Genomic DNA, 26,262 nt, shown 5'->3' on the forward strand with positions numbered 1-26,262 from the left:
TGCGTCCGCGTCTTCTGATATCGCAAAGAATTGCATGCCCCGTTGAGCAGGGCATGCAAATTCACGGGCTACTTTTTCGGACGGATTTCAGCAGGCAGATATCGCGATATCTCGAAGCCCGCCGCCACCTGACACATGGTTGGTTTCTTCCAGGTCTTCTTCATCGAGTTCTCCTTCTGCAACCATAAGATCGACGGCCGCCGCTAGGGCCAAGTGGTCCACTTTGCTAGGCCGCCTGCAAAGCACGTTGATTGGCGTCGCTCTCGCCAAGAGCGTTGAGCGCCTCGTCGGTTGCCGATTCTTCCTTCAACGTTTGTCGGAGCAGCGGAAGAGCATCCTTGAGACCGAGCTGTTCGGCCCATGCGATCAGCGTGCCGTAGCGCGCGATTTCATAATGCTCGACCGCTTGCGCGGCGCCAACCAGCCCTGCGTCAAGCGCCGGCTCGTCCTTGTACTCTTCGAGGATTTCCGAGCCCTCCTCGATGATGCCGTCGATAGCAGGGCAGGTCTTGCCCCTGGCCGGCTTGCCGAGCATGTCGAAGACTTGTTCCAGGCGGTCCACCTGGTCTTCAGTTTCCTTGAGGTGCTTTTCGAAAGCGGCGCTTATCTTTTCGGACTGTGCTGCTTTCGCCAGCTTTGGCAAAGCCTTCAGGATCTTTTTTTCAGCGTAATAAATGTCTTTTAGTCCGTCCAGGAACAGGCTTTCCAAGCCGTTCGAGGTCGCGGACGAAGCTTTTTTCGGCATCTTAGGTCCTCCTTGGGTGTAGGGATGCGCCTGCGGCACTCTTCCTAATCCGCCCGGAGACCCGAAGTTCCGACAAGAGTGTCATCATCGCTGGCGCCGTGCTCACAACGAGTTAGCTCCGAAGGCAGTCCGGTTGAGGAGACGTCAACTTCCGCCTCGTCCGACATCGCGCATCCGCTCGATTTCCTCCGGCTCTTTGTCGTCCATTCCGGCGATCTCGTTGCGAGCCTTGTCGTTCGCCTTGATCAGCTCATCGAGTTTCGCCTGCAATGCTTGGGTGTCGCGATGCTCGGCCCTTTGAATAAACAGCGTCATTGCCCAGGTGATCAGCGTCGCGGCGCCGTGCCAGTCAAGTGTCTCCCGCTCGAAGACGTACCAAGCAAGAGTGTAGCCGCCCAAAATCAAAAAGGCCGCCGGTCGGGACGTCAGTGTGCCGACTTTGGTCAGCGCTTCTCGAAGCTGCAATGTTGCCATGCCTGCGAACGGCTGAGCGCAATCCGGGTTCCCGCTGGATAGTTGGGCTGGAACCTAGCTCGAGGCGGGAACGTCCCCCTCGTTTCAAGCGCTCTCGCCGTGGAAAGCCATCGAGTGTCTCCTCAGAGTGTTCAAGCTCCCCACCGTGCAGCGATCCGTCCATTCCCCGCCGTTTCGGATTTACGGAACATCGGCGTCATCGTCCGGTTATCTCGCGTCGAGGAGGAGGTGCTCCATGAACGCGACAAAGGAATTCCTGCGAAGCTGGCTGGAAGAGAATGTCGGCAACTTGCCGACCGACACCGAGATCAGCGTTGCGATGCTGGCGCAGCAATTCGAGCAAGACGCCGATGCCGCCGGCTACGGTCGCGAGGTGCGCGAGCAGGAGGTCGGCAACATTGAAGACGCCATCCAACGTGCACTAGACAAAGCCGGCGAGGAAAACAGAGGGTCGGAATCCAGTGCTGATCACGAGAATTCGCTGGCGCCTGTCATCGATGCCCTGGAAGATGTCGAGCCTGAACAGGATGATGCCGAGGGCTCCGGCAAGCCGGCTGTCTAGTCTAGCGGTTCTCCTTGGTCAGCGTCGAAATTACCGCGTCCAGAACGTCTTTGGGCAAGTCTCTCCTTCGCGCAGCGCTTCGAACAGGGAGGTCACCAAGCTTTCCAGCGTTCCGCCGTGATCCTTCGACAGTTTCGAAGCTGCCTGCGTTAGCGCTTCGAATTCCAAAAGACTGAGTTGAGAGTGGCGCGTCATGGTTCCTTCCTCGCGAGGCGGACGCAGGACGCAACCGGACGCTTGCCGCACTTGTAGAAGTGCAGCGGTTCAGCCTCAACCACATTTGCTGCAAGAGGCTGGTGCCTCCCGGCTGCGGAGCAGTAACGAGGCCGATCCCGCTGCCCACGGAACAAAGGCCGGCCACAGAGGTTTGGCCGGCTTCCAACCTGCCCGGAAGTCAGCAGACATCCGATGAAAGCGGAGAAGGTGCTCAATGACGAAGCCCCGCCAAAACGACGATCCCGCGCGATCAACCCCAAGCAGCGATCGGACCGGCCAGCAAACAGGAGCGGACAGGGATTCGCCGCAGGAAGATCCGGTTGAAGGCTCGCGCAAGATTGTGGATCGCGAGCTCGCCCGGCAAAAGCCGTCGGCCGGGGCTGATAAGAAGGAGGCCGAGCAGAGCCTGCGCGACCAAGTCGAGGAAGAGACCGAGCTGCCTCAGAAAGGGTCGGCCTGATAGCGAGCAGGGCGGCTGTAAAGTCGCCTGCTCCGCCACACCGCCTGATTTCCAACGATGACGGCAAAGTTCAGGAAGAACCTGCTTCTGTTGCTTGCGGCGGCAGCGGTTGGCTTGTCCCTGTACAATGGCCAGCTTGCGCGACGGGCGTTGGCCGCACGTCCGCTCGGGCGCTTCATCCATCTCCGGGGAACGAAGCTGCATTTCCTGGAGGCGGGCAATGGGCAACCGCTTCTGCTGTTGCACGGCAATGGCGCCTCGGCGGAAGACTTCACGACAAGCGGCATCTTCGGCAGAGCCGCCGCCAGATATCGCGTACTTGCCTTCGACAGGCCCGGCTTCGGCATGAGTCCACGCCCGGCCGGCAGACCTTGGACCGCAGCTGCCCAGGCCGACCTCATCGATGCCGCGGTCGCGAAACTCGGCATCGGGCGCTACATGGTTGTCGGCCATTCCTGGGGTGCAGCGGTGGCGCTCGAGATGGCGCGCCGGCATCGCCGGTCGGTAGCTGGCGTCGTTGTCGTCGCCGGCTATCATTACCCGTCGCCGAGACTGGCCCTTGCCATCTCCGCGCTGCCGGCGGTTCCACTGCTCGGGACGGTGCTGCGCCACGCTTTGCTGCCTTCGCTGGTCAGACTGAACTGGCATTGGGCGATGAAGCAGATTTTTCATCCGGCAACGGTCGCGATGCCTTTTGCGGCGATGACAAGAGGATTGGCGAGCCGGCCCTCGCAGCTGCGCTCCATATCCGCTGAATCCTTTCTGATGCTGGTATCGGCACTCTTCCCAAATCGCCGATATGCCGACATCGCCGTCCCTGTCGGGATAATTGCCGGCGCGGGCGACCAGCTGTTCGATGCCAAGGCCGAGGCGCTGCGGCTGCAATCAGAGATAAGCCACTCGCTCGTAGAAATCGTTTTGGATGCGGGACATATGGTGCATCAAAGCAATCCGCAGGTGATCCTAGCGATGATCGACAAGGTTGCGGCTCTTGCCAACATTGGTGACATGGCGAAGCAACCGGCTCGCACGACATGATTAGGTGCGCGGTCCGCGGAACAACGTAATACGGCCGAGATTCGGCTGCTTCCAACGGAGAACCAGCCACGTATTTTACCGACAAAGAAATGCAATTCCCGGTCAGGGTGGAAAAGCCGAACCCGATCTTCGCGCGCGCCCTGCAACAGGCAATCGGCGGGGCAAAACCCGAACACGGAGGAACTTTCGCGTGGCTGCGGTTTTATCTCCGGGATTTGATGCGATTGCAGCGAGGGGAAGATGTTGCGCACCGTTGCCCGGCCGAGCCGGGCTTTCCTGCCCCTGCTGGCGCTGGCGCTTGCCTCTTGCTCCTCGTCTGAAACGATTGACCAGCAATCGAAGCGTGCGGCCTCGACGGCGCAGGCGGCAGTGCTGTTGAGCGACGCCTGGCTCTCCGGCGCCGCGCCGTCCCATTATGCGTCCTCTGCATTGCAAACCTTCGCCGAGACACTCGCCGACGCCGGCCGGCAAGTGGAATCGGCGTCTCCCTCCGACCGGGGAAAGCGAGATTCGTTGGCAGCAGCTGTTACCCGGCTGTCGAATGCGGCAAGGCGGGCCAAGGACGCGGTCGAGGCCGAACAGGATGCCCAGGTCGGTCAGGCGCAACAGGATCTTCGGGCCGCGCAAGCGGATCTCGCCGCCGCCTATCGCCAGTATTTTGCGCAGCAGCAATGAAGAAGCTGCTTGAAATTTCACTCGGTGTCGTGACCAGCGTCGGCGGCTTCCTGGAGGTCGGCTCGATGGCGACGGCGGCGCAGGCCGGTGCATTGTTCCGCTACCAGCTCATCTGGGCGAGGATGGCGACTGTAAATTTCGAGCATCTTGCCGGCAGGCCCGTATTCTCCGAGCGCGGCAAGAGCATCGGCTATATCGAGGAGATCATCGCAGAGCAGGATGGTGACGATCTCGTCGTCACCGAATTCCATTTCGGCATCTTCGCGGCGTTCGAACGACTGTCCGCGTCGACTGTCGGCACCGCATTGCTCGACTTCTTCGCGCTGAGGCGCCGCGAGGGCCTTTATCGCATTCCCTGGGAAAAGCTCGACATTACCGATCCGACACGCCCCAGGCTGCTTTGCCCAGACGAGGAGCTTGCCGCTTTGAGGGCAAAGTCATGGGCAAATGAGAACTCGCTAAAAAGCTGCTCGTCCAGGGGAACATCGTAGCCGGCCGGAAGTTCGGATTGCATCGAGGAGGCTGCACCATGAACAGTGTCATCTATCTCATCGGACTGATCGTTGTTGTGCTCGCAGTGCTTTCCTTCCTCGGCTTTCACTAGGAGGCACCATGCAGCGCGAGGATGATCGAGGCCGCGAGTCCGACTTCGCCAAGGCGAAGGACGAAGTTTCCGACCGGATCCAGCAAGAAACCCAAAGCGCCGGCGAAGCTCTCCACGATGCCCGCGACGAGGTCGCCCGCAGGGCTGGAGCGTATGCCGCCGAAGCCCAGCAGGCCGTCTCCGAAAAGGCCGAGCAGACGCAGCGCGATATCGGATCGAGCCTGTCGGTTTTCGGCGGCGCCCTGCGCGCCGCGAGCGATCACTTGGCTAACAGCGACCAGAGTGCGGCCTCGAAGTTCATGCAGGAGGCCGCAAGCGGGCTGGAGCGGCTGTCCTCCTCGTTGAAGGAGAAGCCGTTCGGACAAGTGCTCGAAGACGTTCAGTCCTTTGGCCGCGAGAATCCTGGAGCGCTTCTTGCCGGTTCGGTTTTGGCGGGATTGGCACTTGGCCGCTTCATGAAGGCTTCGCCGCCCGGCACGCGCCGCCCGACGCAGGCCGCGGCCAAGTCTGGACATTCCGGACAAACCGGCCTGGGAAGGAGTGCACGACGGGATAGCGCTCCCTCAAATTGGGGTTCCGACGGCGGCATACCCGGCAAGGCAGCGGAGCTGAAGAAATGAGCACTCACGATAATCCAAGTCTCGGCACATTGGTCGCCGATCTGGCGCAACAGGTGAGCACGCTCGTGCAAACGGAGGCGAGGCTCCTAAGAGCGGAGATCTCGGAGAACGCGACCAAGGCTGGCGCAGGCGCCGTCGAGGTGCTGGGCGGCGCGATATGTCTGCTCGCTGCGCTGCTGGTTTTGTTGCAGGCGCTCGTTATCGCTCTGGCCCGCCTTGGTCTGGGCGCCGGGTGGTCCGCTTTGCTCGTGGGCGTGGTCGTGGCCGTGCTTGGCGTGATCCTGTTGCGGACCGGCATGGCGAGCATGGCGCCTTCCGAGCTCGCGCCGGACCGTACACAGGAACAGCTCAAGCGTGACGTGAACGTGATCAAGGAACAAGCGAGATGACCGAGAGATCCGCAGCAGAGCTCGAACGCGAAGCGGAAGCCACGCGCGCAAGAGTGGTGGCGACCGCCGACTCCATTCGCGACAAGATGACCCCCGGGCAGCTCTTTGACGAATTCACCGGGCATTTCAGAGGCGGCGCGGGCTCCGAAATGCTTCACAACCTGAAGGCCCAGGTGCGGGATAATCCGTTGCCGCTGACGGTGATCGGCGCGGGCCTGGCCTGGCTGATGTTGGGCAGCGGCGCCTCCGCCACGCCGGCTGGTACTGACGGTGTGACGCGGCGCGGTCCTGGCCTCGATCATGGAGCGTTCGGCGCTGGAATGGGTTCGACCGCCTCGGATGCGGCAGGCTCTGTCGCCGAAGCGGCCAGCGGGGCGGCCGGAACTGTCTCGGGAATGGCTAACGAAGCTGCCGGCACAGTGTCGAACGTGGCAAGCAGCGCAGCCGACACACTGGCGAGCTCGGCGGCGGCTGCGGCCGATATGGCAACGAGTGCCAGCCGCTCGGCACATAGTCTGCTTGAGGACCAGCCTCTCGCAGTAGCTGCCGTCGGCCTCGCCATCGGAGCTGCCATCGGCGCCATGCTGCCGCACACAGAGGTCGAGGACGAGCGATTGGGCACCTATCGCGAGAGGCTTCGGGATAGTGCCGAAGACACTTTGAAAGAAGGCCTCGACACCGCAACGCAAGTCGCGGCGGAAGCCTACCAGTCGGCAAGCGACGAAGCCGAGCGGCAGGCATCGAGCGAGGGCACGCTGGCCGACAAGGTCGGCGGGGTCGTCAAAGCCGCGGCCGACAAGGCCGACGAATCGGTGCGCGAGAAACTTTCCGATTCCGACGCGTCCTCGTCCGGGAAATCGTAGCCGCTTTTTCAACACTCAAGGAACAATGCGCGCCTCCCTCGGTTCGGGCGGCGTCAGATAGATGGAGACACCGCAATGGCTGAATCGCGCGAATGGCTTGTCCAATGGCTGAGGGACGCTCACGCCATGGAGGAACAGGCAGAGACGATGCTGTCGGGGCAATTGAGCCGGATTGAGAGCTACCCTGAACTCAGCGAGCGAATTCGCAGCCATCTGGAAGAGACGAAAGAGCAGGCGAGGCGGCTCAAAACCTGCCTAGATGGCCTCGATGAAGGTTCCTCCATGTTGAAAGACGCAGGCGGCAAGCTGACCGCTACAGCGCAGTCGATTAGCGGCGTCTTCGCCGGCGACGAAGTCATGAAAGGCTCTCTGGCGAGCTACACGTTCGAGCACATGGAAATCGCATCCTATACGATCCTCATCGCCGCGGCCAACGCCGCGGGCGAGGCTGAGATTGCCCGTGTTTGCGAGCAGAACCTGCGCGAAGAAGAAGCCATGGCCGAGTGGTTGAAGAGCAACCTGCCGCAAGTCACGCAAAAGTTCCTGACGCGGGCGGACGCCGACAGCGACAGCGCGAAACGCTGACTTGGAAAGACCACCGCCAGGAACAATCCGCATTTCCAGCTGTTAGGGTCGCGGTCGGTCCTCCCTCTACCGGTCGAAGGCTGGGCCCGCCCCGATGGTTGAATGGGGCGGGCCCGGTTGGCATGAATCCAGGAACATTCCTTCTTTCAAAACATTAGGGTCGCTCCCATCCTGGAGTGCCCATGCCGATATTGAACATCCGACTTGGCTTGCCCGACCTGAGCCGGATGCGGCTGGCGCTGACGTTTCTCATGCTGCTCGCCATCGCCCTGCCCGGTCTGGCCGAGCCGCAGACGTTGGTGATCGGCTATCTCGGCGAACAGCGCAAACCACCTCTGCCCCTCGGGCCGCTGGACGAGGTCGTCACTGACGACGGCCTGCAAGGTGCCCGGCTCGGCATCGCCGACGATGCCAGCACCGGCCGCTTTCTCGGCCAGCAATTCCGGTTGCAGCAAGTCATCCTCAAGCCCGGCGAGACGCCAGCCGAAGCGATCAAGGAATTCGCCGCCGCCGGCCTCAGCTTTGTGGTTGCCGATCTGGATGCCCCCCAATTGCTGCAGGCGAGCGCAGCTCCTGGCGCCGAGCGGATGACGCTGTTCAACAGCCGCGCACCCGATGATCGCCTGCGTCAGGAGGATTGCCGCAAGAACGTGCTGCACACAATTCCGAGCCACGCCATGCTCGCCGACGCCCTGGCGCAATATCTGATCTGGAAACGCTGGCAGCACTGGTTCCTGCTGGTCGGCCCGCATCCGCAGGATCAGGCAATGGCGGCTGCCTTCCGGCGCGCCGGGACGCGCTTCGGAGCGGAAATCACCGTCGACCAGCCCTGGACGTTCCGGCCCGCCAATGGCCGCGCGGACACGGGGCACGTCACGCTGCAGACCGAGATCCCCGCCGCCACGCAAGTCAGCGACTACGATGTTCTGGTCGCAGCCGACGAAGCCGATGAATTCGGCGCCTATCTCGAGGGGCGCACCGCTCTTCCGAGGCCGGTGGCCGGGACGCAAGGGCTGGTCGCAACCGGCTGGAGTGCGGTCAACGAGGAGTGGGGCGCCACGCAGCTCCAGGATCGCTTCCACAAGCTGGCCGGGCGCTGGATGCTGCCCAGCGACTACGCCGCCTGGCTTGCCGTCAGAAGCGTTGGCGAGGCGGCAACGCGGCTGCACAGTCTCGATCCGACCGCGATCGGAAACTATCTGCGCAGCGACGATTTCCTTCTCGCCGGCTTCAAGGGACAGGGGCTGAGTTTCCGTCCGTGGGACGGGCAGATGCGCCAGCCCATCCTTATCGCTGGCCCTCGCCTGCTCGTCTCGAGTTCGCCACAGCCGGGCTTCCTTCACCAGCGTACGACGCTGGACACTCTGGGCATCGATCTGGAGGAGAGCACGTGCAAGTTCTGATCGCGCTCGTCCTTTCGATGTTGATCCTCGCTCCTTCAGTCTGGGCAGAGACGATTTACGTTTCCAACGAGCAGGACAACACCGTCGCGGTCGTCGACGGGGCGACCATGACCCTTCAGGACACGATCGAAGTCGGCCGGCGTCCGCGCGGAATGGCGCTTTCGATCGACAAGAAGACGCTGTTCGTTGCCGAAGGCGACGATAACCGCATCGACATGGTCGATCTCGCCAAGCGGCAGGTGGTCGGTCGATTGCCTTCCGGCGCCGATCCGGAATTTTTCGTCGTCCACCCGGATGGCAAACGGCTCTTTGTGGCCAATGAGAAGGACAATCTGGTTTCGGTCGTGGATATCGCGGCGGCCAAGGTTATCGGCACCGTCGATGTCGGGGTGGAGCCGGAAGGTATGGCGGTTAGTGCCGACGGCCGAACGGTCGCCTGCACCTCCGAGACCACGAGCATGGTCCATCTTATCGATGCCGCCACGCTCGAGCTCATCGACAACCTGCTCATCGACACGAGACCGCGCGCGGCCGCGTTCTCGCCGGACGGCAAGCAATTGTGGGTGTCGTCCGAGATCCGCGGCACCGCCACGGTGTTCGACGCCGCGACGCGCGCTCAAACGGGCAAGATCGAGTTCGAGGTGCCGGGTATTCGGCGCGAGGGCGTGCAGGCGGTCGGTATCCTAATGTCGCGCGACGGCGATAACGCCTATGTGGCGCTCGGTCCGGCCAACAGGATTGCCGAGGTCGATACCAAGACGCTCACGGTCCGGCGCCTCTACCTCGTCGGCCAGCGGCCCTGGCATGTCGCGCTCTCGGACGACCAGAAGCGCCTGATCAGCGCCAACGGCAACTCCGGCGATATCTCCTTCATCGACCTGGAGAATCAGGAAGTGGTGAAATCGCTGCCGGTGGGGCGCGGCCCATGGGGCGTCGTGATCGGCCCATGAACGCGCTGTCGGTCGAGGAGCTGGGCCACAGTTTCGGAAACCGGCGGGTTCTCCAGGGGGTCTCGTTCGCTGTGGCTGAAGGGAGGATGTGCGTCCTGCTTGGACGCAACGGGGCCGGCAAGACGACTTTGTTCTCGCTGATCACTGGTCTCTATCACGCGCGGGCAGGATCTGTGCATGTCTTTGGCCAGGCGATGGAGGCGAACCCATCCGCCGCCCTCGCGCAAATGGGGATCGTTTTCCAACTGCCGACGCTCGATCTCGACCTGACGGCGGGGGAGAACCTGCGCTACCACGCGGCCCTGCACGGGATTCCCGCAGACTTGAGCAAGCAGCGCTCCAGGGAGGAACTCAGCCGCCTGGGAGTGCTGGACAGGATCGATCATCCCACCCGCGCGCTGTCCGGCGGTCAGCGCCGACGCGTGGAGATCGCAAGGGCGCTGATGCATGGTCCGCGCCTGCTGCTGCTCGACGAGCCGACCGCCGGGCTCGACGTGCCGGGACGGCGCGCGCTCGAGCGGCATGTGAGAGAGCTTTGCCGCGAGCGCGGCATTGCCGTTGTGTGGGCGACGCATTTCCTCGAAGAAGTGGGAGCCGATGACAACATCGTCGTGCTGGATCAGGGCAGGGTGCGCTGGGCCGGTCGCGCTGATCGCATCTCTCCCGAGCTTGGGGTCGAAAGCATCGCGGAGGCATTCGCCTCGCTGACGGGGTCGCCATGAAGACGCATCACGCATTGCGGGCGCTCCGCGGCATCTTGCAGCGGGAAATGCTGCGCACGCTGCGGCAGCGCGCGCGCCTGTTCTCCGCGATGGTCCGTCCGCTTGTCTGGCTGGCGATCTTCGCCGCCGGCTTCCGCTCGGTACTCGGCCTGTCGATCACGCCGCCTTACCAGACTTATGTCCTCTACGAGGTCTATGTTGTGCCCGGGCTGGTGGCCATGATGCTGCTGTTTCATGCCATGGCAAGCTCGCTGGCCATGGTCTACGACCGCGAGATGGGCAGCATGCGCCTGCTGCTGACGGCACCTTTGCCGCGCTGGTACCTGCTTGCCGCGCGCCTGCTGGCCAGCGTGATCGTCGGCCTGCCGCTGGTCTACCTGTTCCTCTTCGTGGCGCGCTTCTGGGACGTGCGGCCGCCGATCCTGGGCTATGTTGCCGTGTTTCCGGCGCTCGTGCTGTCGGGTCTGATGCTCGGTGCGTTCGGCCTATTGGTGTCCTCGATCTCGACCCAGATGGAGAACTTCGCCGGCGTGATGAACTTCGTCATTTTCCCGATGTTCTTTGCCTCGACGGCGCTCTATCCGATCTGGCGGCTCGCCGAAGCCGGCCCGGTGCTGGCGACGATCGCCGCCTGGAACCCATTCAGCTCGGCGGTCGAACTGATCCGCTTCGCGCTCTACCTTCGGTTCGATGTGGTTTCCATGCTCGTCGTTGTCGCCTGCCTTGGGGCATTCTTCCTGGCGGCGGTGGTCGGCTACGATCCAGGCCGCGGCTTGTGGTCCCGGCGCGGCGGCGAAGGCTGATTATCTGAGGGCATAGAGATAGGCCGCGATATCGCGGGCCTGCTGCTCGGTGATCCTTGTCGACGGCATGGCGGTGTGCGGGTTGATTTCCCTTGCCGACCGGATCCAGCGGATCAGGTTCTCCGGATTGTTTGCCAGAACGCCGCCGATATAGACACGGCCGGCTAGGCTGCCGTCGAGGCGCGGCCCGACCTGGCCTTGCGCTCCCGGCACGCCGGGAATCGTATGGCAGCCGGAACAGCCATTCGCGGTCATGATCGGAATGGCGCGTGCGCCCACGCCGCCGGTCGCCACATCCGACTCGTGCCGGACGCGCTCGCGCCGGTCGGTCCAAAAGGCCGCCGCGCCGACTGCCGCGGCCAGCAGGAGGATCGCGGCAAGGGCGCCGCCGATCAGCCTAGCCAGGTCGGAGCGCATGCGTTGCCTCCCTGGTTCCACTGTTGCTTATCCAAAGGCCGGCGAGCAGCAAGGCCGCTCCGCCATAGATCAAACCGGCCGGAACCCACATCACCAGCCCGGCGAGCTGCTGGTCCTCGATCGGGCTCAGGCCCCAGAGCGCCGCGCCGGCGGCATTCGCCGGATACCAGAGTTTTGGCGATACCAGCAGCAGGACGCCGAGCAGGCCGGTATGCAGCGAGGTGAAGAAAAGATGCATGACGGAGCTGCCATAGGTTTGCCGTCGGCCGTAACGTGGCAGAAGCGCCCACCAGAACAGCAAGGCAGTGCCGAGGAAACTCGCATGCTGCGCGTAGTGCAACACCCCCTGCTGCAGCGCTGCCTCGAACAGCGCCGGAACGTGCCAGGTCCAGATTGCTATCCCATGAAGGACCGTCGCGCTGAGCGGGCGCGCGGCGAGGGCCCAGAGCGCCTGCAGCACCTTGCCGTGGGTGAGCTTTCCTGTCCCTCGGCGAAGTCTGGCCGGCAATGCCCACATCAAGGCCGCGCCGGGGCAGGCGGCGACAAGGAGCGGCGCCGCTACGGCCATCAGCAACTCGTGCTCGATCATATGGGCTGAGAACACGCGCTCGCCGAGCGCGTGTATCGGGCTGACCAGTGCTCCCGTCAACACGCCCCAACCGGCCGCGAACAACAGAGCCTGTCGTAGCCGCTCCGGTCGGCCCCGGCCGCTGCGGCGCCATAGCCGGCTTGCGCCGAGCGCATAAATAAGCGCGAGCACTGCCAAGGGAAGCGTGATGGGAAACGCCAACGTCCATCCGGCCTCGGGCGCGCCGGCGCCATAGCAGATCGAGGTCGAAAAGAAGGCCTCGAGGCTCATCTCAGGCACTCGTCGAGGATAAGCGCGGCGCTGCCCTGCATGAGGATGACGAGGGCGAACAGCAGCGCCGCGAGCATGCCGAGATCGGCGACGAAACGCTCGGTGCTGCGCGTGCGCTCAGGCTTGAAGGCGGCGCCGCCTTGCCGCTTCGCCCGCCATGATAGCGCGCCGCCGAGCAGCGAAAACAGCGCGAGCAACAGCGCCACCGGGAGCACGACCTGAACCTGGCGATTGCACTGCCAGTGCACGAGCGAATAGTTCAACTGCGTCGAGATTGCCCAGGCCAAAGGCCCCGACAACAAACCTCCCCAGGACGTGCCCAGCCGCAGCGCGCGCATCTCAGCCCAACCTCGGTAGCCAGTAGATGAGCAGGTAGATCGGGATCCAGGTGAGGACCACGAAGTCCCAGTAGAAGACATTGTCGCCGACATCGCCGAAGCGCCGGCCGCTGTAGCCATGGTGCGTGAACATCAGCACCGTCAGAACGATCGTGTCGCCGACATCGGTGATCAGATGCGTGGTGTGGAGACCGAGCAGCACCCACAGCATCGAGCCGTAGGCGTTCGTGTCCCAGTAGATGTTCAGCGCGGGAAATTCGAACCAGCGCACGACGAGCGGCGCGATGCCGAGCAGCGACATCACCACCATCCCGATCCGCACCGGTCCGATAGCGCATTGCTTGGCGTAGCCGTTCAGTATGTGGTTGGGAATCAGGCTGGCGATGAGAAGCAGCGTCACGATCGTTCCGGGCCAATGGTTGGGCTGTGGAGCGCTTAGCCGCCAGTTGGGCCACAAGGTCGCGAGATAGAGATAGGCGCCGGCGGCCAGCGCAAAGCCCGTGCCCTCCAACGCCATGAAGCCAAGCGTGCCCCACCAGGTCGGGCTGCGCGGGCCATGTCCAAAGGTCGGGAGGCCGGAAAGATCCATGGCGGGGCGCTGGTTCATTCCTCGTCCTCCGGATCGCCCTTGGGCCAGAACCATCCGATCAAGGTGATGGCGATCGGCGCGGCGCCCCACACGATCGCCCAGGGCGTGAAGATCGAGTAGAGGAAGGTGCCGCCGACGGCGATCGCCGCCAGCAGCGGCCAGATCGACGGCGTCGCAGATTTCTCGCGGATGTCGGGATGGGCTTCCGCCACCGTCGAGATGATCAGTTCGCGAGCATCGACGCGAAGCCCGGTCGCGACGGGGAGCGCCTCGCGTTGGGCCCAGAGCGGCTCGATATTCGTCACGACCGGAATGCGCGCGAAATTGTAGCTGGGCGGCGGCGAGGACGTCGCCCATTCGAGCGTGCCGGCGTCCCAGGGATTGTCGCCGGCAGGCGCACCCCTCAATGCGCTGTGGACGAGGTTGAAGGCAAACAGCACGAAGCTCAGGAAGAAGAGCACCGCGCCGGCGCTGATGAAGAAATTGATGTTCCCCCAGCCGAGCTCGGCCGGATAGGTGTAGACCCTGCGCGGCATGCCCCACAGGCCGACGATATGCATGGGGAAGAAAGCCGCGTTGAAGCCGACCATCGCCAGCCAAAAGTGCCAACGCCCGAGGCGCTCGCTCATCATGCGGCCGGTGATTTTGGGAAACCAGAAATAGGCAGCTCCGAGCAGCGGAAAGACCGAGCCGCCGATCAGCACGTAATGGAAGTGAGCGACGACGAAATAGGTGTCGTGCACCTGCAGGTCGAGCGGCACTGAGGCAAGCATGACGCCGGTGAGGCCGCCGATGACGAAGATGAAGAAGAAGCCGAAGACGAACAGCAGCGGCGTGCGGATCACCGGTCTGCTGTCCCAGAGAGTCGCCAGCCAGCAGAAGATCTGAACGCCGTTGGGGATTGCGATCATCATGCTCGAGGCGGTGAAGAAGCTGGCCCCCAGTTTCGGCAGCCCGGTCGCGAACATGTGGTGGACCCAGAGGCCGAACGATAGGAAACCGACGGCGATCAACGACAGGACCAAGCCGAGATGACCGAACGTCGGGCGCCGGGCGAAGGCCGGGATGATGGCGGAGACCATGCCGGTCGCCGGCAGGAAGATGATGTAAACTTCGGGATGGCCGAAGAACCAGAAGAGATGTTGGAACAGCAGCGCGTCGCCGCCTTCCGCCGGGTTGAAGATATGCGTGCCGACGAGCCGGTCGAGGATCAGGAAGGTCGAAGTGACCATTACCGCCGGCATGGCGAACACGACGACGAAGGACGTGACCAGCAATGCCCAGACGTAGAGCGGAATCTTGTCGAGCGACATGCCGGGTGCCCGCTGCTTGAGCACGGTGACGATGGTCGCGACGGCGACCGCCAGGGATGAGACCTCTGTATAGGTGATCATCTGCGCCCAGACGTCTGCGCGCTTGCCTGGAGCGTATTCCGGCCCGGACAGCGGCACATAGGCGAACCAGCCGACATCCGGCGCCATCGAGAGGGCGAAGGACACCCAGGCGAAGAGGCCTCCTGAGACATAGACCCAATAGCTGAAGGCATTGAGGCGCGGGAAGGCGATGTTGCGGGTGCCGACCATTAACGGCACCAGATAGATTCCTGTCGCCTGGACGATGGGCACGGCGAACAGGAACATCATGGTGACGCCATGCATCGTAAACAGCTGGTTGTAGAGATCCGGCCCGATCAGGCCGCGCTGCGGGCCCGAGAGTTGGATGCGCATGACAACGGCGTTGAGGCCGCCCAAACACAGAAACAGGAACGCGGTGATCAGATAACGCCGTGCGATGACCTTATGGTCGACGCTCGACAGCGCGCCGATGATACCGGGAGGCGTGCGCCACGTCCGCGCCAGCCACCGATGCAGGCTGGCATCGTCCAAGCCGGTGTCGCGGGGTCCGTCACGTTCGGGGGCGATATCGCCTTTGGCGGACGCTTCGCTTTCGGGAGGCAGATCGCGTTCGCTGGTGAGATCCGCGCTGCTCATTTCAGCCCCTCGAGATAGGCAACGATGGCGTTGAGCTCGTCGCCGCTAAGATTGACCACCGGCATGTGCGATCCAGGCTTCACGCCCTGTGGGTCGGCTATCCAGGCGGCGAGATTGCCGCGGCTCATCGTCAATGTTCCGGCCGCAAGCGTCTGCCGGCTGGCGATATGGGTGAGATCGGGCGCGACCGTTCCGCCTGCGGGGGTGCCGCCGATCTTGTGACACATCACGCAGGGGCGTTTCAGGAAGAGCCCCTCGCCGGTCTTGGCCTCGTCGCTCATTGGCGCGGCGGCTGGTTGCAGCTGGTCGTTCCACCAGGCGTCGAACTTTTCGCGCGGTTCGGCGATGATGAAGGTGCCCATGTTGGCGTGCTGCGCGCCGCAGAACTCGGCGCATTGGCCACGATAGACGCCCGGTTTATCGGCCTTGATGTCGAGCACGTTCATGTGGCCCGGAATGAGGTCGAGCTTGCCGGAAAGGCTCGGGACCCAAAAGGAATGGATCACGTCGGTCGAGGTGATAAGAAGCCGGACCGGCTCGCCGGCTGGAATGTGGATCTCGTTCGCCGTCGTCAGGATGCGGCTCGGCGTAGCGTCCTCATAGCGCACCTCCCACCACCATTGATGACCTGTGACGCGAATGGTCAACGCGGCATCCGAGCCGATCGCCGCAAGCGTCCTGTTGGCAAAGAAGCTGAGCAGCGTGAGGCCGACCAGGATCACGGCGGTCAGCCCGACCGAGGTCAACACCACGCGCAGCTTGCGATTGTCGGCATCGGCGTTGATTACAAGCGGCTCGGCGCGCTCTCGTGGCCGCATCATCAATGGCAAGGCAAGAGCGATCATCACCAGCACCCACACCGCCGCGCACAGGCCGGTGAAGAACCAGATCAGCCATGCGAGCTCACTTGCCGCGGGACCTTTCGGGTCGAGCGCCGATTGCCAGCCGGCGCATCCCTGAAGAAACAGGGCGATTGTCGCAACGAACGCAATCAAGGCGAGGCGTTTCACGGCGACTTCCCCAGCGTGGCGGCATTCGGCATACGGTTTTCCGATGGGTGCGCCATCATGTAGTCATTGCGCGACGGCGCAGCGGAGGAGGGCGCGTTGCCGCTCAACGAGCGAACGAAGGCCGCAAGCTCCCAGATCTGGTCGTCCGGGATCTTGTCGCGGAAGCTGGGCATGCCGTTCGGCCGCCCGTCACGGATGGTGGCGTGAATGCTTTCCATCGAGCTGCCATAGATCCATTTTTCGTCCATCAGCGCCGGGCCCATGCCGCCGCCGCCATTGGCATGGCATCCTGAACAGTTGAACCAACCGAACAGGCGCTTGCCTTCGCTCAGATGAAAGGCATTGGCCTCGAAGCTCGCCGCTTTGTTGTCTGTGGGAGAGGGCCGCTGCCCGCCGGGTTCCAGAGTTGTCACCGGCGTCGGCTGCTCGCCCGAGCCGAGGGCCGATTGGGGGCGCGTATCCCGCTCCTCACGCTGGCAGGCGACGAGCATCAGCACTACAGGAAAGAGCACGGCGACAGCGCACCTCATCGCACCGTGCTCCCCAAGGCATCGAGGCGCGGCACACCATACTGCGCCAGCAATGCATCGATCTCCGCCTTGTGCCTGGCCAAGGCATTGTTCACGTCGCCGCGCAACGCGTCGTCCTCGCGCCGCACCCCCATCGAAATATCGTAGATCATGGGTAATTGCGGTCCGTCGATGCGAGGCGCAACGGGCGTGATCCGCAGTGGCACCTTCTGCTTCTGCGCAAAATAGCCGGCAAGCGGGCCCCATACCACGGCTAGGTCGATCTCGCCGCTCGCCACGGCCTCGACGATGCGGGCCGGCGGATTGGGGGCGGAGTAATCGCCATAGACCGGATAGCCGACGAGGTGTCCGACTATGCCACGACGACCGAGAGCCTGGACCGGAGGCGAGTTGGCGCCGTCGTCGCCGATGAGTTGAACGCCGATGCGCATGTCGCGCAGCCGCGGGTCGTTAAAGGAGGCAACGTCGGGGTCGTTCTGGCGGGTCACGAAGACATAGGACGAGCGGTAATAAGGCCTTGTGGTGCGCAGCATTTCGAGATTGGCCGGCGTGCCGGGCACGAGATCGCATAGACCCGCCTTCAGCGTGTTGCGCACGAAGCCGCGGCGCTGCGCCCACCAGGTGTAGGTCAGCTTCGCGCCGAGATCGGCGGCGATGATTTCGGCGATCCTGTTCTCGAATCCCTGTCCGGCTGCATTGGAAAAGGGCAGGTTGTTCGGGTCGGCGCAGACCCTGAGTTCACGAGCGCCGGCCGTCGCCGGAAAGAGCAGCAAGGCGAGCGCGGTGATGCCGAGCGCTATCGGCGGGAAAGCCTTTCGCGCCACGCTGTGGATCACGCCGAGTACATCAGGGCAGCCGGAACACATAGAGCGTGCCTCCCGCCGTGGTCGCGTTCTTCAGGTCCTTCATCGCATTGACGAAACCGAGCGCGGCGGTAGCGTCGCGCGGGTCGAGGTCGCCCGATACGATGGCGCCAGCCCACCCGCCGACGCCGGACAAGATAGCGATATATTGGTGGCCGTCCGGGCCCCGATAGGTGATGGGCTGGCCGATAATGCCGGACGAGGTCTTGAACTGCCAGAGCAGGTCGCCGGTCTTGGCGCTCACCGCCTTGAACCAGCCGTCCATCGTTCCGTAGAAGACCACATCGCCGGCGGTGACGACCGCGCCGCTCCACACCGGGAAATTCTCCTTGAGGCTCCAGGCGGGTTTTTCGGCCGCGATATCCCACGCCGTGAAGGCGCCGCGGTTGCCGCCCGGCCCCGGGATCATGCGGACGTTCATTCCGACATAGGGCGTGCCGGCGATGTAGTTCACCTCGACGCCTTCTTCGTCCATGCACAGATTGTTGTGCGGGATGTAGAGTAGGCCGGTCTTCGGAGAGAAGGCGGAAGGCTGCCAGTCCTTGAGGCCCGACGCGGTCGGGCAGATGTCGCGGACGACCTTGCCGGTGCCCGTCAGCTTGTCCGGGTTTTCGATCAGACGGCCGGTCTTGAGATCCACGCCCTTGCTGGAGTTGACGGGGCCATAAGGCTTTGCAGACAGGACCTCACCGGTGGTGCGATCAAGGACGTAGAGATAGCCGTTGCGTTCCGGCCGGACCAGCACCTTGCGCGGCTTGCCCTGCCAGTTCATGTCGAGCAGGATCTGCTCGTTGATGCCGTCATAATCGTGCAGGTCGTGCGGTGTCCACTGGTAGAACCATTTCGCCGCCCCGGTATCGGGGTCGCGCGCGAAAATGCCAGATGTCCATTTGTTGTCGCCGGGCCGCAGATCGGGATTCCAGGGGCCGGGATTGCCGGTGCCGTGGAAGATAAGGTTGAGACCCGGATCGTAGGAAATCCAGCCCCACATATTGCCGCCGCCGATCTTCCAGGCCTCCGGCGGCCATGTCGAGACGCCGAGATCTTTGCCTTTGTCCATGTCGTAATGCGGCTTGAAGTCCGGGCCGATCAGCACCTCCTTGTCGGGGCCGGTGTTGTAAGCCGTCCAGACGACATGACCGTCGCCAGCGTCGAGCGCCTTGACCCAGCCGCGAACGCCCATCTCGCCGCCGGAATTGCCGACCAGCACTTTGCCTTTCACCACAAGCGGCGCCATGGTGATGGTTTCGCCGATATTGATGTTGCCGACATGCGCGTTCCAGACCGGCTGGCCGGTGTTCGCATCGAGCGCGATGGTGTGGCCGTCGAGCGTGTTGAAGAAGATGCGCCCATCCGCGAAAGCCGCGCCGCGGTTGACGACGTCGCAGCAGGCAACCCCTTGCGCGGCAGGCTCAGGATTGGGCTCGTATTTCCACTTGATCGGCGCGCCAGACTTGGAAAGGTCGAGCGCGTAGACGATGTTGGGAAACGGGCTCACGATGTACATCGTGCTGCCGACCACCAGCGGCGCCGCTTCCTGGCCCTTGTTCACGCCGGTGGAAAAGGTGAATGCGACCTGCAGATTCTTGACGTTGCCTTCGTTGATCTCGGCGAGCTCGCTATAGCGGGTCGAGGCGTAGTTCTTGGCGGGCATCGTCCATTGCCCGTCATCGGGCGGCGCGGCCGCGGCAGGCGGTGAGATCGCGGGTGCCGGCGGCGATTCCGAAGCGGCTGTCAGCAAGGGGGCGCAGACCAACAGCATCGCTGCAAGGGCGCCCGGAGAATGTTTTCGGGGCGCCGACGAGCGGTTGGTCATGGGGGCGTCTCCGCAGGATCGCGCCGGTTGCGCTGCTTGCTTCATTTCGGAGTCGAACCTCCGACGCCGGAACCGATTTCCGCCGCTATATCGGCCTCGTGCCCGGCACAAAGCGGGTGGCCCCAGCCCGAGGCGCTTTTCCCGCCGGGATCAAGATCGTAGACGATGGCATCCTTGCGGTTGGGATTGACGCCCGCCGGAACCTTATCGAGTCCCAGGGCGGCGCGAACGCGCCAGGCGACGTTGTGGTCAGCGCAGGAGGAATCGCCGCTGATCCCGAGGCCACCGACGATCGCCTTGCCGTCGTAGAGAGCCAGGCCCCCGCCGAACACGACGACGCCGCCGATCGGCTCGCCGATCAGCGGATCGTTGGCGCTGCCGAACGTCTTGGGGTCGCCTGTGTAAGCCGCTGCCTGGTTGACGGGATTGGTGGTCTGCAGACCGAACAGCGGTCCGCCTGGTTGCACCCCGGCATAGAGATTGGCTGTCGACAGCGCCATGTTCGCCAGGCTGAGGCCATTGGCCGTGTTGGCCTTCTCGGCCGCGATCAGCCGGCTGCCCGGCCATTGCGCATCGGCCGTGGGTCCACTGAAGGCAACGGCGCAGACGGTGCCGTCGCGGGCAACGATTGCCGCCCATTCATTGGTCTCGAAGCCGCCATTCGCGGGGCCGCCGCTCGCCTTGACGTTGGCCTTCAAGGCCGAAAGCAGCTTGTCGTGATCGGCCGGGCAGGGCGCTTGCGCGTGAGCGGCGTTTTGCTGCGTCGAGCCAAACGCCAAGACCAGAAGGCCCAAAGCTAGCAACGAAAACCGACGATGAGCCATGATCCGGAACAATTTGTTGAATGTTACCGAACTGACAGCCGGCTGCTTTGTTCCTCCTTCATGAAGAGGTTTGTAGCCGACCAAGACCGCTGGCCTGTAAGGACGCCGGGCAGCGGAACCAGTTTGGATCACTGGCCGCACCAATGCGTCGACGACAGGCCGAATTATGGCGTTGGACAGGCTTGGCCATTTGTTGCGACCGCGGCAGGTAGCAAAGCTACCTGACCTGTCTGAAACGCGAATTCCCTGAACCGCTCAGTACGCCGATCGAGATCGAGTTAAGTGGTTACATGCGCTTTTGCCGATTATCCCAGCCTCGCCAGAAATGCCTGGCGCAAGCAGCTGTTCCGGCGAGGGAAGACGGCCACCACGCTCGAACGCGGACTTGCTTCGCTCAAATCAAATTTTGATCCAAGTACTCGGGCTCGCGCAACAGGCTGCCGTGACCTGTTCTGGCGTTAGAGCAGCCACCCAACGTCCCCACAGCTTGTTCCTGCCTCGAGCAGGAAGCTCAGAACATCTTCCACTTGCCGGCAAATCGGGACGGTCATATGCCGCTCGCATTGTTGCCCCTTGGAACAACGATGTTGGCGCATCGTTTGATGGCAATGAAACAGCTTCGCTCAGATTTCGCGGCAACAGCGCAGCCGGGCTATTGGATCGCTCTCGGACTTCTCATCATCCCTTATGGAGTGGGCGTATTTTTCCTTATTAGGATTTGCCACTGTATGTAATTGCACGTGTCGTGCGGTCCAGGGGACGCGTTGGTAGCTTTAATGGCTAAATCGCCGTTCAAAAGGTAGGGCCGAGCGATACGGAGCCATCCTGGAGAGCTTCTGATCTTTGCCCGCGATAAATCAAGAACTTCGACGCACCCACGTCTATGTTGCGATCAACAAGCGGAAAGCTGGGCATCAAGCATCGACTTCACGGAGGCGCGCGCCGGTGCTTGCCGTCAAAGCGATATGCGAGGCGCCAGAGGCGAGATCCCGTAGGCTGCACCCACAGCTGGAGTCCGCAACTGTCAGACAGTTTCATAAGCTTGGAAGCGGGGCGAGCGTTTCGGCATTTCACATCAGAAAGGGCCATTCGTGATACCTCCCTTTGGCTGTCTCGATACCATCAGGATGTCCAATACCAACGGAAATACCATCCCCACCCGCCGTTGGACCAAATGCGCTCGAAACGGCCCAACCGCGCTCAAATTCGCGAACTGACCCGAAAAGGCCAACAATTTCTGCAGAGGCTGCGGCGTAGAAGCTTTAGCGAAAGGGACTATCGGGAGAAGAGGGGATGGTGCCCAGAGGCGGATTCGAACCACTGACACGAGGATTTTCAGTGAGCGATAGGGCGGTGTTGCCCGGAATACCGACCTTAACAACGTCAGGTGAGACTATAGCGAGCCCAAGTGGTGAACCCGGCAGGAATCGAACCTTCGACCTACGATTATCGAATAAGAAGGTGGCTCATTTCGGGTTCTTATCCGGTTCGCCAGACCATACGAGACGATACGAAGAATATGGGTTGGCTAACCATCCTGTAAGCCATTGATTTTGCTTGACGACCTCACACCCTCCGGGCCCACCATGACCTTTGATTTCATTGCGAAAAAAATGGCTTCGCCCACGGCTTGCCCGCGCTTTGCCCACGCCCTAGAAACTCCAGGCCGGACGCTTTCCTTCGTTAGTTCGAGATTCCGATCGGGCGGCCGAATAGTTTGGGGCAATCATTAGGGTAGTCCTTCGCCAGTCCCCACTTCGCCCGGTATTCGTCAGGCGTCATCCCGTGCCTGGTTGCCAGAGCGGCCCGGCAATCACTCGTCAGCCGGCCATCCAGCCGCCGTCAACCATCAGGTTTATCCCGGTGACGTAGCTGGCCATATCGCTGGCCAGGAACAGCGCCGCGCCCGCCACGTCGTTAGGATGCCCGAGCCGCGGCCACGGCGTGCGCCGGCGCGAATACTCGAGCGCATCAGGATCGTTGGCGACGCCCGGCTTGCCGGTGATGATTTTGCCCGGCGCGATGGCGTTGCAGACGATCAGGTCGTCGGCATGGTCGACGGCGATCTGGCGCGTCATCTGCACGATGCCGCCCTTGGTCACCGAATAGGGAAAATCGCCGGGGCAGGCGACCATGCCGTGCTGCGAGGAGATGTTGATGATCCGGCCGCGCACCTCATTGACCGGCGCCTGGGCCAGCATCTGCGTGACGGCGCGCTTGTTGCAGTAGAAGAACCCGGTCAGGTTGACGCCGATGACGCGGTTCCACTGTTCCGGCGTGGTCTCGATCAGGTTGGTGCTGGTGTAGATCGCCGCATTGTTGACCATCACGTCGAGGCGACCGAACCGCGCGACCGTTGCGCCCACCAGCGCATCGACGGCACTCCAGTCGGATATGTCGGTCTTGACGTAGATTGCAGCGCCGCCGGCCGAGCGGATCATGTCGGTGGTGCTCTCGCCGTCCTCGATCGGCTGCTCCACCATGTCGGCAACGACGACGCTCGCGCCCTCCGCCGCGAATTTCAGCGCGATGGCACGGCCGATGCCGGAGCTCGCTCCGGTAACGATGACGGTTTTACCTGCGAGCAAGGCCATGGTGTTCAGCTCTCCCGGGTGACGATCTTTCCCTGCGCCGGGCCAACCAGCCTGCCTGCGCGCACGATCTCGCGGCCGCGCAGGAAGACGTTGGTCAGGCGCGCTTTCACGGCCCAACCGTCGAAGGGCGTATAGCCGGCCCGAGACACCTGGTCGGCATTGGCGATCGTGCTGGGTTGGTGCGGATCGAGGATCAGCAGATCGGCGTCGTAGCCGGCGGCGATGCGGCCTTTGCGTCGGCCGAGGCCGAAGCGCTCGGCCGGATTGCGAGAGCACATGCGCACCAGATCGGGGAGGGCGATGAGCCCGTCATCGACCAGCTTCAGCATGGTGGGAAGCAGCGTCTGCAATCCCGGCATGCCGCCCGGAATGTCAGCGAAAGCCGCATAAGGCGCCGCCTTCTCGGCCGGTGCGTGCGGAGCATGGTCGGTGGCGACGATGTCGATCAGTCCCGCGCCGAGCGCAGCGTGCAGCGCATCGACGTCATGCGGCGACCGCAAGGGCGGCGAAGCCTTCAGATTAGCGCCCAGAGCTTCGTAATCTTGCGCTGTGAAGAACAGGTTCTGCGGCGTCGTCTCGACGCTGGCGTCGGCCATGCCGCGCAGCCGGCTCCAGGTCTCGACACCCAGTTCGGAATTGATCTGCCGGACGTGGATTTTTGCCTCCGCCGAGGCCGCGACGACAAGGGCGCGGGCGATGCCGTTGGCTTCGGCCAGCGGCGGCCGGCTGTCCAGAAAGGCGGCGATGGCGCCCGAGCGGTCGCGCATAGCGCTGCCGTTCAGGATCGATTGATCGCCGGGTGAAATGCCGATCAGCGTATCGGCACCGGCAAAAGCTTTGAGCGCTTCGGCGACCGCGTCGAGCGAGGCAAAGAGGAAGGCGTCCGGCACGTCGGCGGTGAACAGCTCGAACGACACCGGCGCAAGGCTAAGCAGGCCAGGAATGAGCGACAGGTCGCGGCTGATCACGGCCTGCAGGCCGACGTCGACATGGATGCGGCCTTCGGCGATCGCCATCTTGTCGGCTAGTTGCGTTGGCGTGGCCGTCCACGGTTCATCGGTCGGCATGTCGAGCACTGTCGTCACGCCGCCGAGTGCGGCCGCATGCGTGCCGGAGGAGAAATCTTCCTTTTGAGTCAGGCCAGGGTCGCGCAGATGTGCATGCGCATCGACCAGACCTGGCAGCAAGAAACAGTCTGAGGCATCGACGACCATCCTGGCTTCGGCGGCTTCGCCGGGCGCGACGATTGCGGCGACCTTGCCCGCGGCGATTCCGATATCGCTGTGGCTGATGCCTTCGGCATTCACCACCATTCCACCGCGGATCAGCGTTTCGAACATCGCTCAGCCGCGCTGTTCGATGCGGGTATGGTTCGCATGCCAGAAGCGGGCGATGTCCTCGCGGCGCATGAAGGCGGCGCCGTCGCTTTGTTGGACATGCTCGATCACCTCGCGTAGACCCGATGCGCGGTTGGGCTGGCCCGTCCAGCGGGCGTGGATGCCGATGGTCAGCATGCGGCCGCCGGTCTCGTCGGCTTCGGAGAGCATATAGTCGATGGCCGAGCGGCAGTCCTCGGCGAAGTCGCGGGGATTGCTATAGCCCGGAGCCACCAGATAGCGGCTGTCGTTGAGCGTCTTGGAGTAGGGGACGACCAGTATATCCGTGCCCCGGTGGTCGAGGAAATAAGGCAGGTCGTCATTGCAGGGATCGGAGTGGTAAAGGAAGCCGCCTTCCTCCACCAGAAGGTCGCGCGTGTTGACGCTGGGCAGCGAGCGGCAGTTCCAGCCGAGCGGCCGCTTGCCGAGCAGCTTCTCGTAAAGCGCGATGGCTTCGTGCAGGTGACGCTCTTCCTCGCCGCGCTCCATCATCGTGTAGTCGATCCAGCGCAGGCCATGGCCCATCAGGTCGTGGCGGCGGCTCTTCATCCACTCGACCAAAGGCGGGTTGCGCTTCAGCGCCACGGCGCAGGCGGAAAAGGTGACCGGAATGTCGTAGCGATCGAAGAGGCGCACCAGGCGCCAGACGCCGGCGCGGCTGCCATATTCGAAATGCGTCTCGGTGCCGAGATCGCGCACCGGCGGGCTGCTGGTCAGATTGTATTCGCCCCAATTGTCGTTGCGGCCATCATCCAGCCAGTTGTATTCCGAACCTTCCTCGTAGTTAAGCACGAGGTTGACAGCGAGCTTCACGCCGCCCGGCCAGGTGACGAAGGGCGGATGCGGGCCATAGCCGACAAAGTCGCGCGGCTGGGCATGCTGGAGATCGATCGGCATCGGTACTCTCCTCAGCTTTCGTTGGCGGCGATCCAGTCCATATAGGCGTGGAAGGCTTCCTTGCCGGGACGCGGCCGCCATGTGGTGTCGCGCAGGATGCGGGCGATGTCATAGGCGCCCCACATACCGCCTTTCAGCGCCACGTCCTGGACGATGTTGGCGTCTTCTCCTGATGTCACCTCGGCCTTCAGCCCCGGCACGCGTTCTTTTGCCCAACCGATGATCTCGCCGATGGTCTGGCTGGAGCCGGAGCCGATATTGTAATGACGGTAATTGAGGCGCGGCGCGTCGATCAGCGCGAGGATCGCTGCGGCAACGTCGGTCGAGGCGACATAGTCGCCGACAGGCTCCAGGCTGTTCGGCCTGATCGTCTCGCCGGCCAGAGCCATATGCGCGACGCGGTTGGGGACATGGCGAAAGTTGCGGCTCTCGGTGGCGCGGTCCATCGGCCCGTAGACGGAAGCAAGCCGCACCGAGACCGCCGACAGGTTAAACAGGTCGGCATAGCGGTTGGTGACCATCTCGGAAGCGAATTTCGAGATGCCGTAGAGCGTCAGCGGCGCGACATAGCCGTCTTCCGGCAGCGGCTCGCTACTCCAGTCGGGCCCGTTGTGGCGGTAGACCGAACCGGAACTGACATAGACGAAGCGCTTGAGGCCGGGCCTCGCGCGCGCCCACTCCAGCATGCGCACGGTGCCCATCAGATTGACGTCGACGATGCGTGCCGGATCCTCGGCCTCCGGCTGGCGCTTGGCCTCCGAAGCGCTGCCGCGTGAGATCGGCGTGATCGTCGCGCCGTGGACGATTGCCGTGATGCCTTGCTGGTCGAGCGTCGCGGACCAGGCTTGCGGGTCGAGGATATCGGCGGCGATTACCGTCAGCCGGTCGCGCACCGGCGCGAAATGCTTCTCAGCGGCTGCGTCGAGGCCGGAGCGGTCGAGGATCACGGCGCGGGCCAGAGGGTCGCGATCCAGCCAAGCGCGCGCAACCACGCTCATGACGAAGCCGGTGCCGCCAGTGACGAGCAGGGTCATGGGAACTCCTTTGAA

The 26,262-nt window shown here is 63.2% G+C and carries 30 protein-coding genes and 3 pseudogenes; 14 read left to right on the plus strand and 19 right to left on the minus strand.

Annotation, left to right across the window (positions count from 1 at the left end; translation table 11 throughout):
* Window positions 1–68: 68 nt before the first annotated feature.
* The 3 genes from LB529_RS03285 to LB529_RS03295 all read right to left on the minus strand — a co-directional run bounded on the left by LB529_RS03285 (window position 69) and on the right by LB529_RS03295 (window position 1,219).
* Window positions 69–164 (minus strand): pyrroloquinoline quinone precursor peptide PqqA, encoded by a 96-nt coding sequence (locus LB529_RS03285; RefSeq protein WP_108702850.1) that lies wholly within the window; start codon window positions 162–164, stop codon window positions 69–71.
* 62 nt (window positions 165–226) lie between these two features.
* Window positions 227–745: a ferritin-like domain-containing protein gene (locus tag LB529_RS03290; RefSeq protein ID WP_095768525.1), complete on the minus strand. Its 519-nt coding sequence runs from the start codon at window positions 743–745 to the stop codon at window positions 227–229.
* A gap of 144 nt (window positions 746–889) precedes the next feature.
* Window positions 890–1,219: a low affinity iron permease family protein gene (locus LB529_RS03295; RefSeq protein WP_224710166.1), complete on the minus strand. Its 330-nt coding sequence runs from the start codon at window positions 1,217–1,219 to the stop codon at window positions 890–892.
* Window positions 1,220–1,454: 235 nt separating this feature from the next.
* Here LB529_RS03295 and LB529_RS03300 point away from each other — a divergent pair, with 235 nt between their 5' ends.
* The 14 genes and pseudogenes from LB529_RS03300 (at window position 1,455) to LB529_RS03365 (ending at window position 11,109) form a co-directional block, all read left to right on the plus strand.
* The gene (locus LB529_RS03300) at window positions 1,455–1,781 is read left to right on the plus strand and encodes a DUF768 domain-containing protein (RefSeq protein WP_095768527.1); all 327 of its coding nucleotides are present in this window, start codon (window positions 1,455–1,457) and stop codon (window positions 1,779–1,781) included.
* 430 nt (window positions 1,782–2,211) lie between these two features.
* Complete coding sequence (locus LB529_RS03305; RefSeq protein ID WP_095768528.1) at window positions 2,212–2,457, plus strand: hypothetical protein; 246 nt, start codon at window positions 2,212–2,214, stop codon at window positions 2,455–2,457.
* 57 nt (window positions 2,458–2,514) lie between these two features.
* Window positions 2,515–3,495 carry an alpha/beta fold hydrolase gene (locus LB529_RS03310; RefSeq protein WP_224710167.1) on the plus strand — a complete coding sequence of 327 codons (981 nt, stop codon included), beginning with the start codon at window positions 2,515–2,517 and terminating at the stop codon, window positions 3,493–3,495.
* A gap of 89 nt (window positions 3,496–3,584) precedes the next feature.
* A pseudogene (locus tag LB529_RS03315) lies at window positions 3,585–3,668 on the plus strand (catalase); the annotation flags it as partial.
* Window positions 3,669–3,735: 67 nt separating this feature from the next.
* A complete protein-coding gene (locus LB529_RS03320; RefSeq protein WP_224710168.1) occupies window positions 3,736–4,170 on the plus strand; it encodes a hypothetical protein in 435 nt (144 codons plus the stop codon).
* Window positions 4,167–4,661: a hypothetical protein gene (locus tag LB529_RS03325; protein WP_224710169.1), complete on the plus strand. Its 495-nt coding sequence runs from the start codon at window positions 4,167–4,169 to the stop codon at window positions 4,659–4,661. Before LB529_RS03320 ends, LB529_RS03325 begins: the two co-directional genes overlap by 4 nt.
* Window positions 4,662–4,782: 121 nt before the next feature.
* Window positions 4,783–5,394 carry a hypothetical protein gene (locus LB529_RS03330; protein ID WP_224710170.1) on the plus strand — a complete coding sequence of 204 codons (612 nt, stop codon included), beginning with the start codon at window positions 4,783–4,785 and terminating at the stop codon, window positions 5,392–5,394.
* Window positions 5,391–5,783, plus strand: coding sequence for a phage holin family protein (locus LB529_RS03335; RefSeq protein WP_095768531.1), 393 nt, complete (start codon window positions 5,391–5,393; stop codon window positions 5,781–5,783). The genes LB529_RS03330 and LB529_RS03335 overlap by 4 nt, the downstream gene beginning before the upstream one ends.
* Entirely contained in the window at window positions 5,780–6,646 is an 867-nt protein-coding gene (locus LB529_RS03340) for a DUF3618 domain-containing protein (RefSeq protein WP_224710171.1), read from the plus strand. The genes LB529_RS03335 and LB529_RS03340 overlap by 4 nt, the downstream gene beginning before the upstream one ends.
* Before the next feature lie 75 nt (window positions 6,647–6,721).
* Window positions 6,722–7,231 (plus strand): ferritin-like domain-containing protein, encoded by a 510-nt coding sequence (locus tag LB529_RS03345; protein WP_095768533.1) that lies wholly within the window; start codon window positions 6,722–6,724, stop codon window positions 7,229–7,231.
* A gap of 182 nt (window positions 7,232–7,413) precedes the next feature.
* A complete protein-coding gene (locus tag LB529_RS03350) occupies window positions 7,414–8,634 on the plus strand; it encodes an ABC transporter substrate-binding protein (protein ID WP_224710172.1) in 1,221 nt (406 codons plus the stop codon).
* Window positions 8,622–9,584, plus strand: a complete 963-nt coding sequence (locus LB529_RS03355; RefSeq protein ID WP_224710173.1) for a PQQ-dependent catabolism-associated beta-propeller protein — start codon at window positions 8,622–8,624, stop codon at window positions 9,582–9,584. Before LB529_RS03350 ends, LB529_RS03355 begins: the two co-directional genes overlap by 13 nt.
* The gene (locus tag LB529_RS03360; protein ID WP_224710174.1) at window positions 9,581–10,306 is read left to right on the plus strand and encodes an ATP-binding cassette domain-containing protein; all 726 of its coding nucleotides are present in this window, start codon (window positions 9,581–9,583) and stop codon (window positions 10,304–10,306) included. The genes LB529_RS03355 and LB529_RS03360 overlap by 4 nt, the downstream gene beginning before the upstream one ends.
* A complete protein-coding gene (locus LB529_RS03365; protein WP_224710175.1) occupies window positions 10,303–11,109 on the plus strand; it encodes an ABC transporter permease in 807 nt (268 codons plus the stop codon). The genes LB529_RS03360 and LB529_RS03365 overlap by 4 nt, the downstream gene beginning before the upstream one ends.
* Here the strand turns inward: LB529_RS03365 and LB529_RS03370 are convergent, their stop codons facing one another.
* From LB529_RS03370 to LB529_RS03445, 16 genes and pseudogenes are all read right to left on the minus strand, one after another.
* Window positions 11,110–11,526: a c-type cytochrome gene (locus tag LB529_RS03370; RefSeq protein ID WP_224710176.1), complete on the minus strand. Its 417-nt coding sequence runs from the start codon at window positions 11,524–11,526 to the stop codon at window positions 11,110–11,112. It lies immediately after the preceding gene.
* Window positions 11,507–12,385, minus strand: coding sequence for a cytochrome c oxidase assembly protein (locus LB529_RS03375; protein WP_224710177.1), 879 nt, complete (start codon window positions 12,383–12,385; stop codon window positions 11,507–11,509). Before LB529_RS03375 ends, LB529_RS03370 begins: the two co-directional genes overlap by 20 nt.
* Window positions 12,382–12,723, minus strand: a complete 342-nt coding sequence (locus LB529_RS03380) for a hypothetical protein (protein ID WP_095768540.1) — start codon at window positions 12,721–12,723, stop codon at window positions 12,382–12,384. The genes LB529_RS03375 and LB529_RS03380 overlap by 4 nt, the downstream gene beginning before the upstream one ends.
* 1 nt (window position 12,724) lies before the next feature.
* The gene (locus tag LB529_RS03385) at window positions 12,725–13,330 is read right to left on the minus strand and encodes a heme-copper oxidase subunit III (RefSeq protein ID WP_224632770.1); all 606 of its coding nucleotides are present in this window, start codon (window positions 13,328–13,330) and stop codon (window positions 12,725–12,727) included.
* Window positions 13,327–15,303, minus strand: a complete 1,977-nt coding sequence (ctaD, locus tag LB529_RS03390) for a cytochrome c oxidase subunit I (RefSeq protein ID WP_224710178.1) — start codon at window positions 15,301–15,303, stop codon at window positions 13,327–13,329. Before ctaD ends, LB529_RS03385 begins: the two co-directional genes overlap by 4 nt.
* Window positions 15,300–16,313: a cytochrome c oxidase subunit II gene (gene coxB / locus LB529_RS03395; protein WP_224710179.1), complete on the minus strand. Its 1,014-nt coding sequence runs from the start codon at window positions 16,311–16,313 to the stop codon at window positions 15,300–15,302. The genes ctaD and coxB overlap by 4 nt, the downstream gene beginning before the upstream one ends.
* Window positions 16,310–16,843 (minus strand): c-type cytochrome, encoded by a 534-nt coding sequence (locus LB529_RS03400; RefSeq protein ID WP_224710180.1) that lies wholly within the window; start codon window positions 16,841–16,843, stop codon window positions 16,310–16,312. The genes coxB and LB529_RS03400 overlap by 4 nt, the downstream gene beginning before the upstream one ends.
* Window positions 16,840–17,709, minus strand: a complete 870-nt coding sequence (locus LB529_RS03405) for a substrate-binding domain-containing protein (RefSeq protein ID WP_224710181.1) — start codon at window positions 17,707–17,709, stop codon at window positions 16,840–16,842. The genes LB529_RS03400 and LB529_RS03405 overlap by 4 nt, the downstream gene beginning before the upstream one ends.
* The gene (locus LB529_RS03410; protein ID WP_411962425.1) at window positions 17,690–19,567 is read right to left on the minus strand and encodes a methanol/ethanol family PQQ-dependent dehydrogenase; all 1,878 of its coding nucleotides are present in this window, start codon (window positions 19,565–19,567) and stop codon (window positions 17,690–17,692) included. Before LB529_RS03410 ends, LB529_RS03405 begins: the two co-directional genes overlap by 20 nt.
* Window positions 19,564–20,301 carry a heme-binding protein gene (locus LB529_RS03415; protein ID WP_224710183.1) on the minus strand — a complete coding sequence of 246 codons (738 nt, stop codon included), beginning with the start codon at window positions 20,299–20,301 and terminating at the stop codon, window positions 19,564–19,566. The genes LB529_RS03410 and LB529_RS03415 overlap by 4 nt, the downstream gene beginning before the upstream one ends.
* A gap of 987 nt (window positions 20,302–21,288) precedes the next feature.
* Window positions 21,289–21,435: pseudogene (locus tag LB529_RS03420) on the minus strand (Arm DNA-binding domain-containing protein); the annotation flags it as partial.
* A 563-nt stretch (window positions 21,436–21,998) separates the two neighbouring features.
* A pseudogene (locus LB529_RS03425) lies at window positions 21,999–22,140 on the minus strand (MucR family transcriptional regulator); the annotation flags it as partial.
* A gap of 26 nt (window positions 22,141–22,166) precedes the next feature.
* Complete coding sequence (locus LB529_RS03430) at window positions 22,167–22,940, minus strand: SDR family NAD(P)-dependent oxidoreductase (RefSeq protein ID WP_224710184.1); 774 nt, start codon at window positions 22,938–22,940, stop codon at window positions 22,167–22,169.
* Between the two features lie 5 nt (window positions 22,941–22,945).
* Entirely contained in the window at window positions 22,946–24,280 is a 1,335-nt protein-coding gene (locus tag LB529_RS03435; RefSeq protein ID WP_224606465.1) for a dihydroorotase, read from the minus strand.
* A 3-nt stretch (window positions 24,281–24,283) separates the two neighbouring features.
* Window positions 24,284–25,213, minus strand: coding sequence for a polysaccharide deacetylase family protein (locus LB529_RS03440; protein WP_224710185.1), 930 nt, complete (start codon window positions 25,211–25,213; stop codon window positions 24,284–24,286).
* An 11-nt stretch (window positions 25,214–25,224) separates the two neighbouring features.
* On the minus strand, window positions 25,225–26,247 hold the full coding sequence (locus LB529_RS03445; protein ID WP_224710186.1) for an NAD-dependent epimerase/dehydratase family protein: 1,023 nt from the start codon (window positions 26,245–26,247) through the stop codon (window positions 25,225–25,227).
* Window positions 26,248–26,262 lie beyond the last annotated feature (15 nt).

The sequence above is a fragment of the Mesorhizobium sp. CA5 genome, from assembly GCF_020165105.1.
Classification (GTDB): domain Bacteria; phylum Pseudomonadota; class Alphaproteobacteria; order Rhizobiales; family Rhizobiaceae; genus Mesorhizobium.

What these genes read in the sequence shown, in the direction of transcription:
- LB529_RS03445 (WP_224710186.1), bottom strand. Translation starts at nt 26,247, where the DNA reads ATGACCCTGCTCGTCACTGGCGGCACCGGCTTCGTCATGAGCGTGGTT.
- LB529_RS03410 (WP_411962425.1), bottom strand. Translation starts at nt 19,567, where the DNA reads ATGAAGCAAGCAGCGCAACCGGCGCGATCCTGCGGAGACGCCCCCATG.
- LB529_RS03300 (WP_095768527.1), top strand. Translation starts at nt 1,455, where the DNA reads ATGAACGCGACAAAGGAATTCCTGCGAAGCTGGCTGGAAGAGAATGTC.
- LB529_RS03435 (WP_224606465.1), bottom strand. Translation starts at nt 24,280, where the DNA reads ATGTTCGAAACGCTGATCCGCGGTGGAATGGTGGTGAATGCCGAAGGC.
- ctaD (WP_224710178.1), bottom strand. Translation starts at nt 15,303, where the DNA reads ATGAGCAGCGCGGATCTCACCAGCGAACGCGATCTGCCTCCCGAAAGC.
- LB529_RS03405 (WP_224710181.1), bottom strand. Translation starts at nt 17,709, where the DNA reads ATGTGTTCCGGCTGCCCTGATGTACTCGGCGTGATCCACAGCGTGGCG.
- LB529_RS03400 (WP_224710180.1), bottom strand. Translation starts at nt 16,843, where the DNA reads ATGAGGTGCGCTGTCGCCGTGCTCTTTCCTGTAGTGCTGATGCTCGTC.
- LB529_RS03285 (WP_108702850.1), bottom strand. Translation starts at nt 164, where the DNA reads ATGAAGAAGACCTGGAAGAAACCAACCATGTGTCAGGTGGCGGCGGGC.
- LB529_RS03335 (WP_095768531.1), top strand. Translation starts at nt 5,391, where the DNA reads ATGAGCACTCACGATAATCCAAGTCTCGGCACATTGGTCGCCGATCTG.
- LB529_RS03305 (WP_095768528.1), top strand. Translation starts at nt 2,212, where the DNA reads ATGACGAAGCCCCGCCAAAACGACGATCCCGCGCGATCAACCCCAAGC.
- LB529_RS03350 (WP_224710172.1), top strand. Translation starts at nt 7,414, where the DNA reads ATGCCGATATTGAACATCCGACTTGGCTTGCCCGACCTGAGCCGGATG.
- LB529_RS03325 (WP_224710169.1), top strand. Translation starts at nt 4,167, where the DNA reads ATGAAGAAGCTGCTTGAAATTTCACTCGGTGTCGTGACCAGCGTCGGC.
- LB529_RS03330 (WP_224710170.1), top strand. Translation starts at nt 4,783, where the DNA reads ATGCAGCGCGAGGATGATCGAGGCCGCGAGTCCGACTTCGCCAAGGCG.
- LB529_RS03385 (WP_224632770.1), bottom strand. Translation starts at nt 13,330, where the DNA reads ATGAACCAGCGCCCCGCCATGGATCTTTCCGGCCTCCCGACCTTTGGA.
- LB529_RS03345 (WP_095768533.1), top strand. Translation starts at nt 6,722, where the DNA reads ATGGCTGAATCGCGCGAATGGCTTGTCCAATGGCTGAGGGACGCTCAC.
- LB529_RS03440 (WP_224710185.1), bottom strand. Translation starts at nt 25,213, where the DNA reads ATGCCGATCGATCTCCAGCATGCCCAGCCGCGCGACTTTGTCGGCTAT.
- LB529_RS03310 (WP_224710167.1), top strand. Translation starts at nt 2,515, where the DNA reads ATGACGGCAAAGTTCAGGAAGAACCTGCTTCTGTTGCTTGCGGCGGCA.
- LB529_RS03380 (WP_095768540.1), bottom strand. Translation starts at nt 12,723, where the DNA reads ATGCGCGCGCTGCGGCTGGGCACGTCCTGGGGAGGTTTGTTGTCGGGG.
- LB529_RS03365 (WP_224710175.1), top strand. Translation starts at nt 10,303, where the DNA reads ATGAAGACGCATCACGCATTGCGGGCGCTCCGCGGCATCTTGCAGCGG.
- LB529_RS03370 (WP_224710176.1), bottom strand. Translation starts at nt 11,526, where the DNA reads ATGCGCTCCGACCTGGCTAGGCTGATCGGCGGCGCCCTTGCCGCGATC.
- LB529_RS03360 (WP_224710174.1), top strand. Translation starts at nt 9,581, where the DNA reads ATGAACGCGCTGTCGGTCGAGGAGCTGGGCCACAGTTTCGGAAACCGG.
- LB529_RS03295 (WP_224710166.1), bottom strand. Translation starts at nt 1,219, where the DNA reads ATGGCAACATTGCAGCTTCGAGAAGCGCTGACCAAAGTCGGCACACTG.
- LB529_RS03430 (WP_224710184.1), bottom strand. Translation starts at nt 22,940, where the DNA reads ATGGCCTTGCTCGCAGGTAAAACCGTCATCGTTACCGGAGCGAGCTCC.
- LB529_RS03290 (WP_095768525.1), bottom strand. Translation starts at nt 745, where the DNA reads ATGCCGAAAAAAGCTTCGTCCGCGACCTCGAACGGCTTGGAAAGCCTG.
- LB529_RS03375 (WP_224710177.1), bottom strand. Translation starts at nt 12,385, where the DNA reads ATGAGCCTCGAGGCCTTCTTTTCGACCTCGATCTGCTATGGCGCCGGC.
- LB529_RS03320 (WP_224710168.1), top strand. Translation starts at nt 3,736, where the DNA reads ATGTTGCGCACCGTTGCCCGGCCGAGCCGGGCTTTCCTGCCCCTGCTG.
- LB529_RS03340 (WP_224710171.1), top strand. Translation starts at nt 5,780, where the DNA reads ATGACCGAGAGATCCGCAGCAGAGCTCGAACGCGAAGCGGAAGCCACG.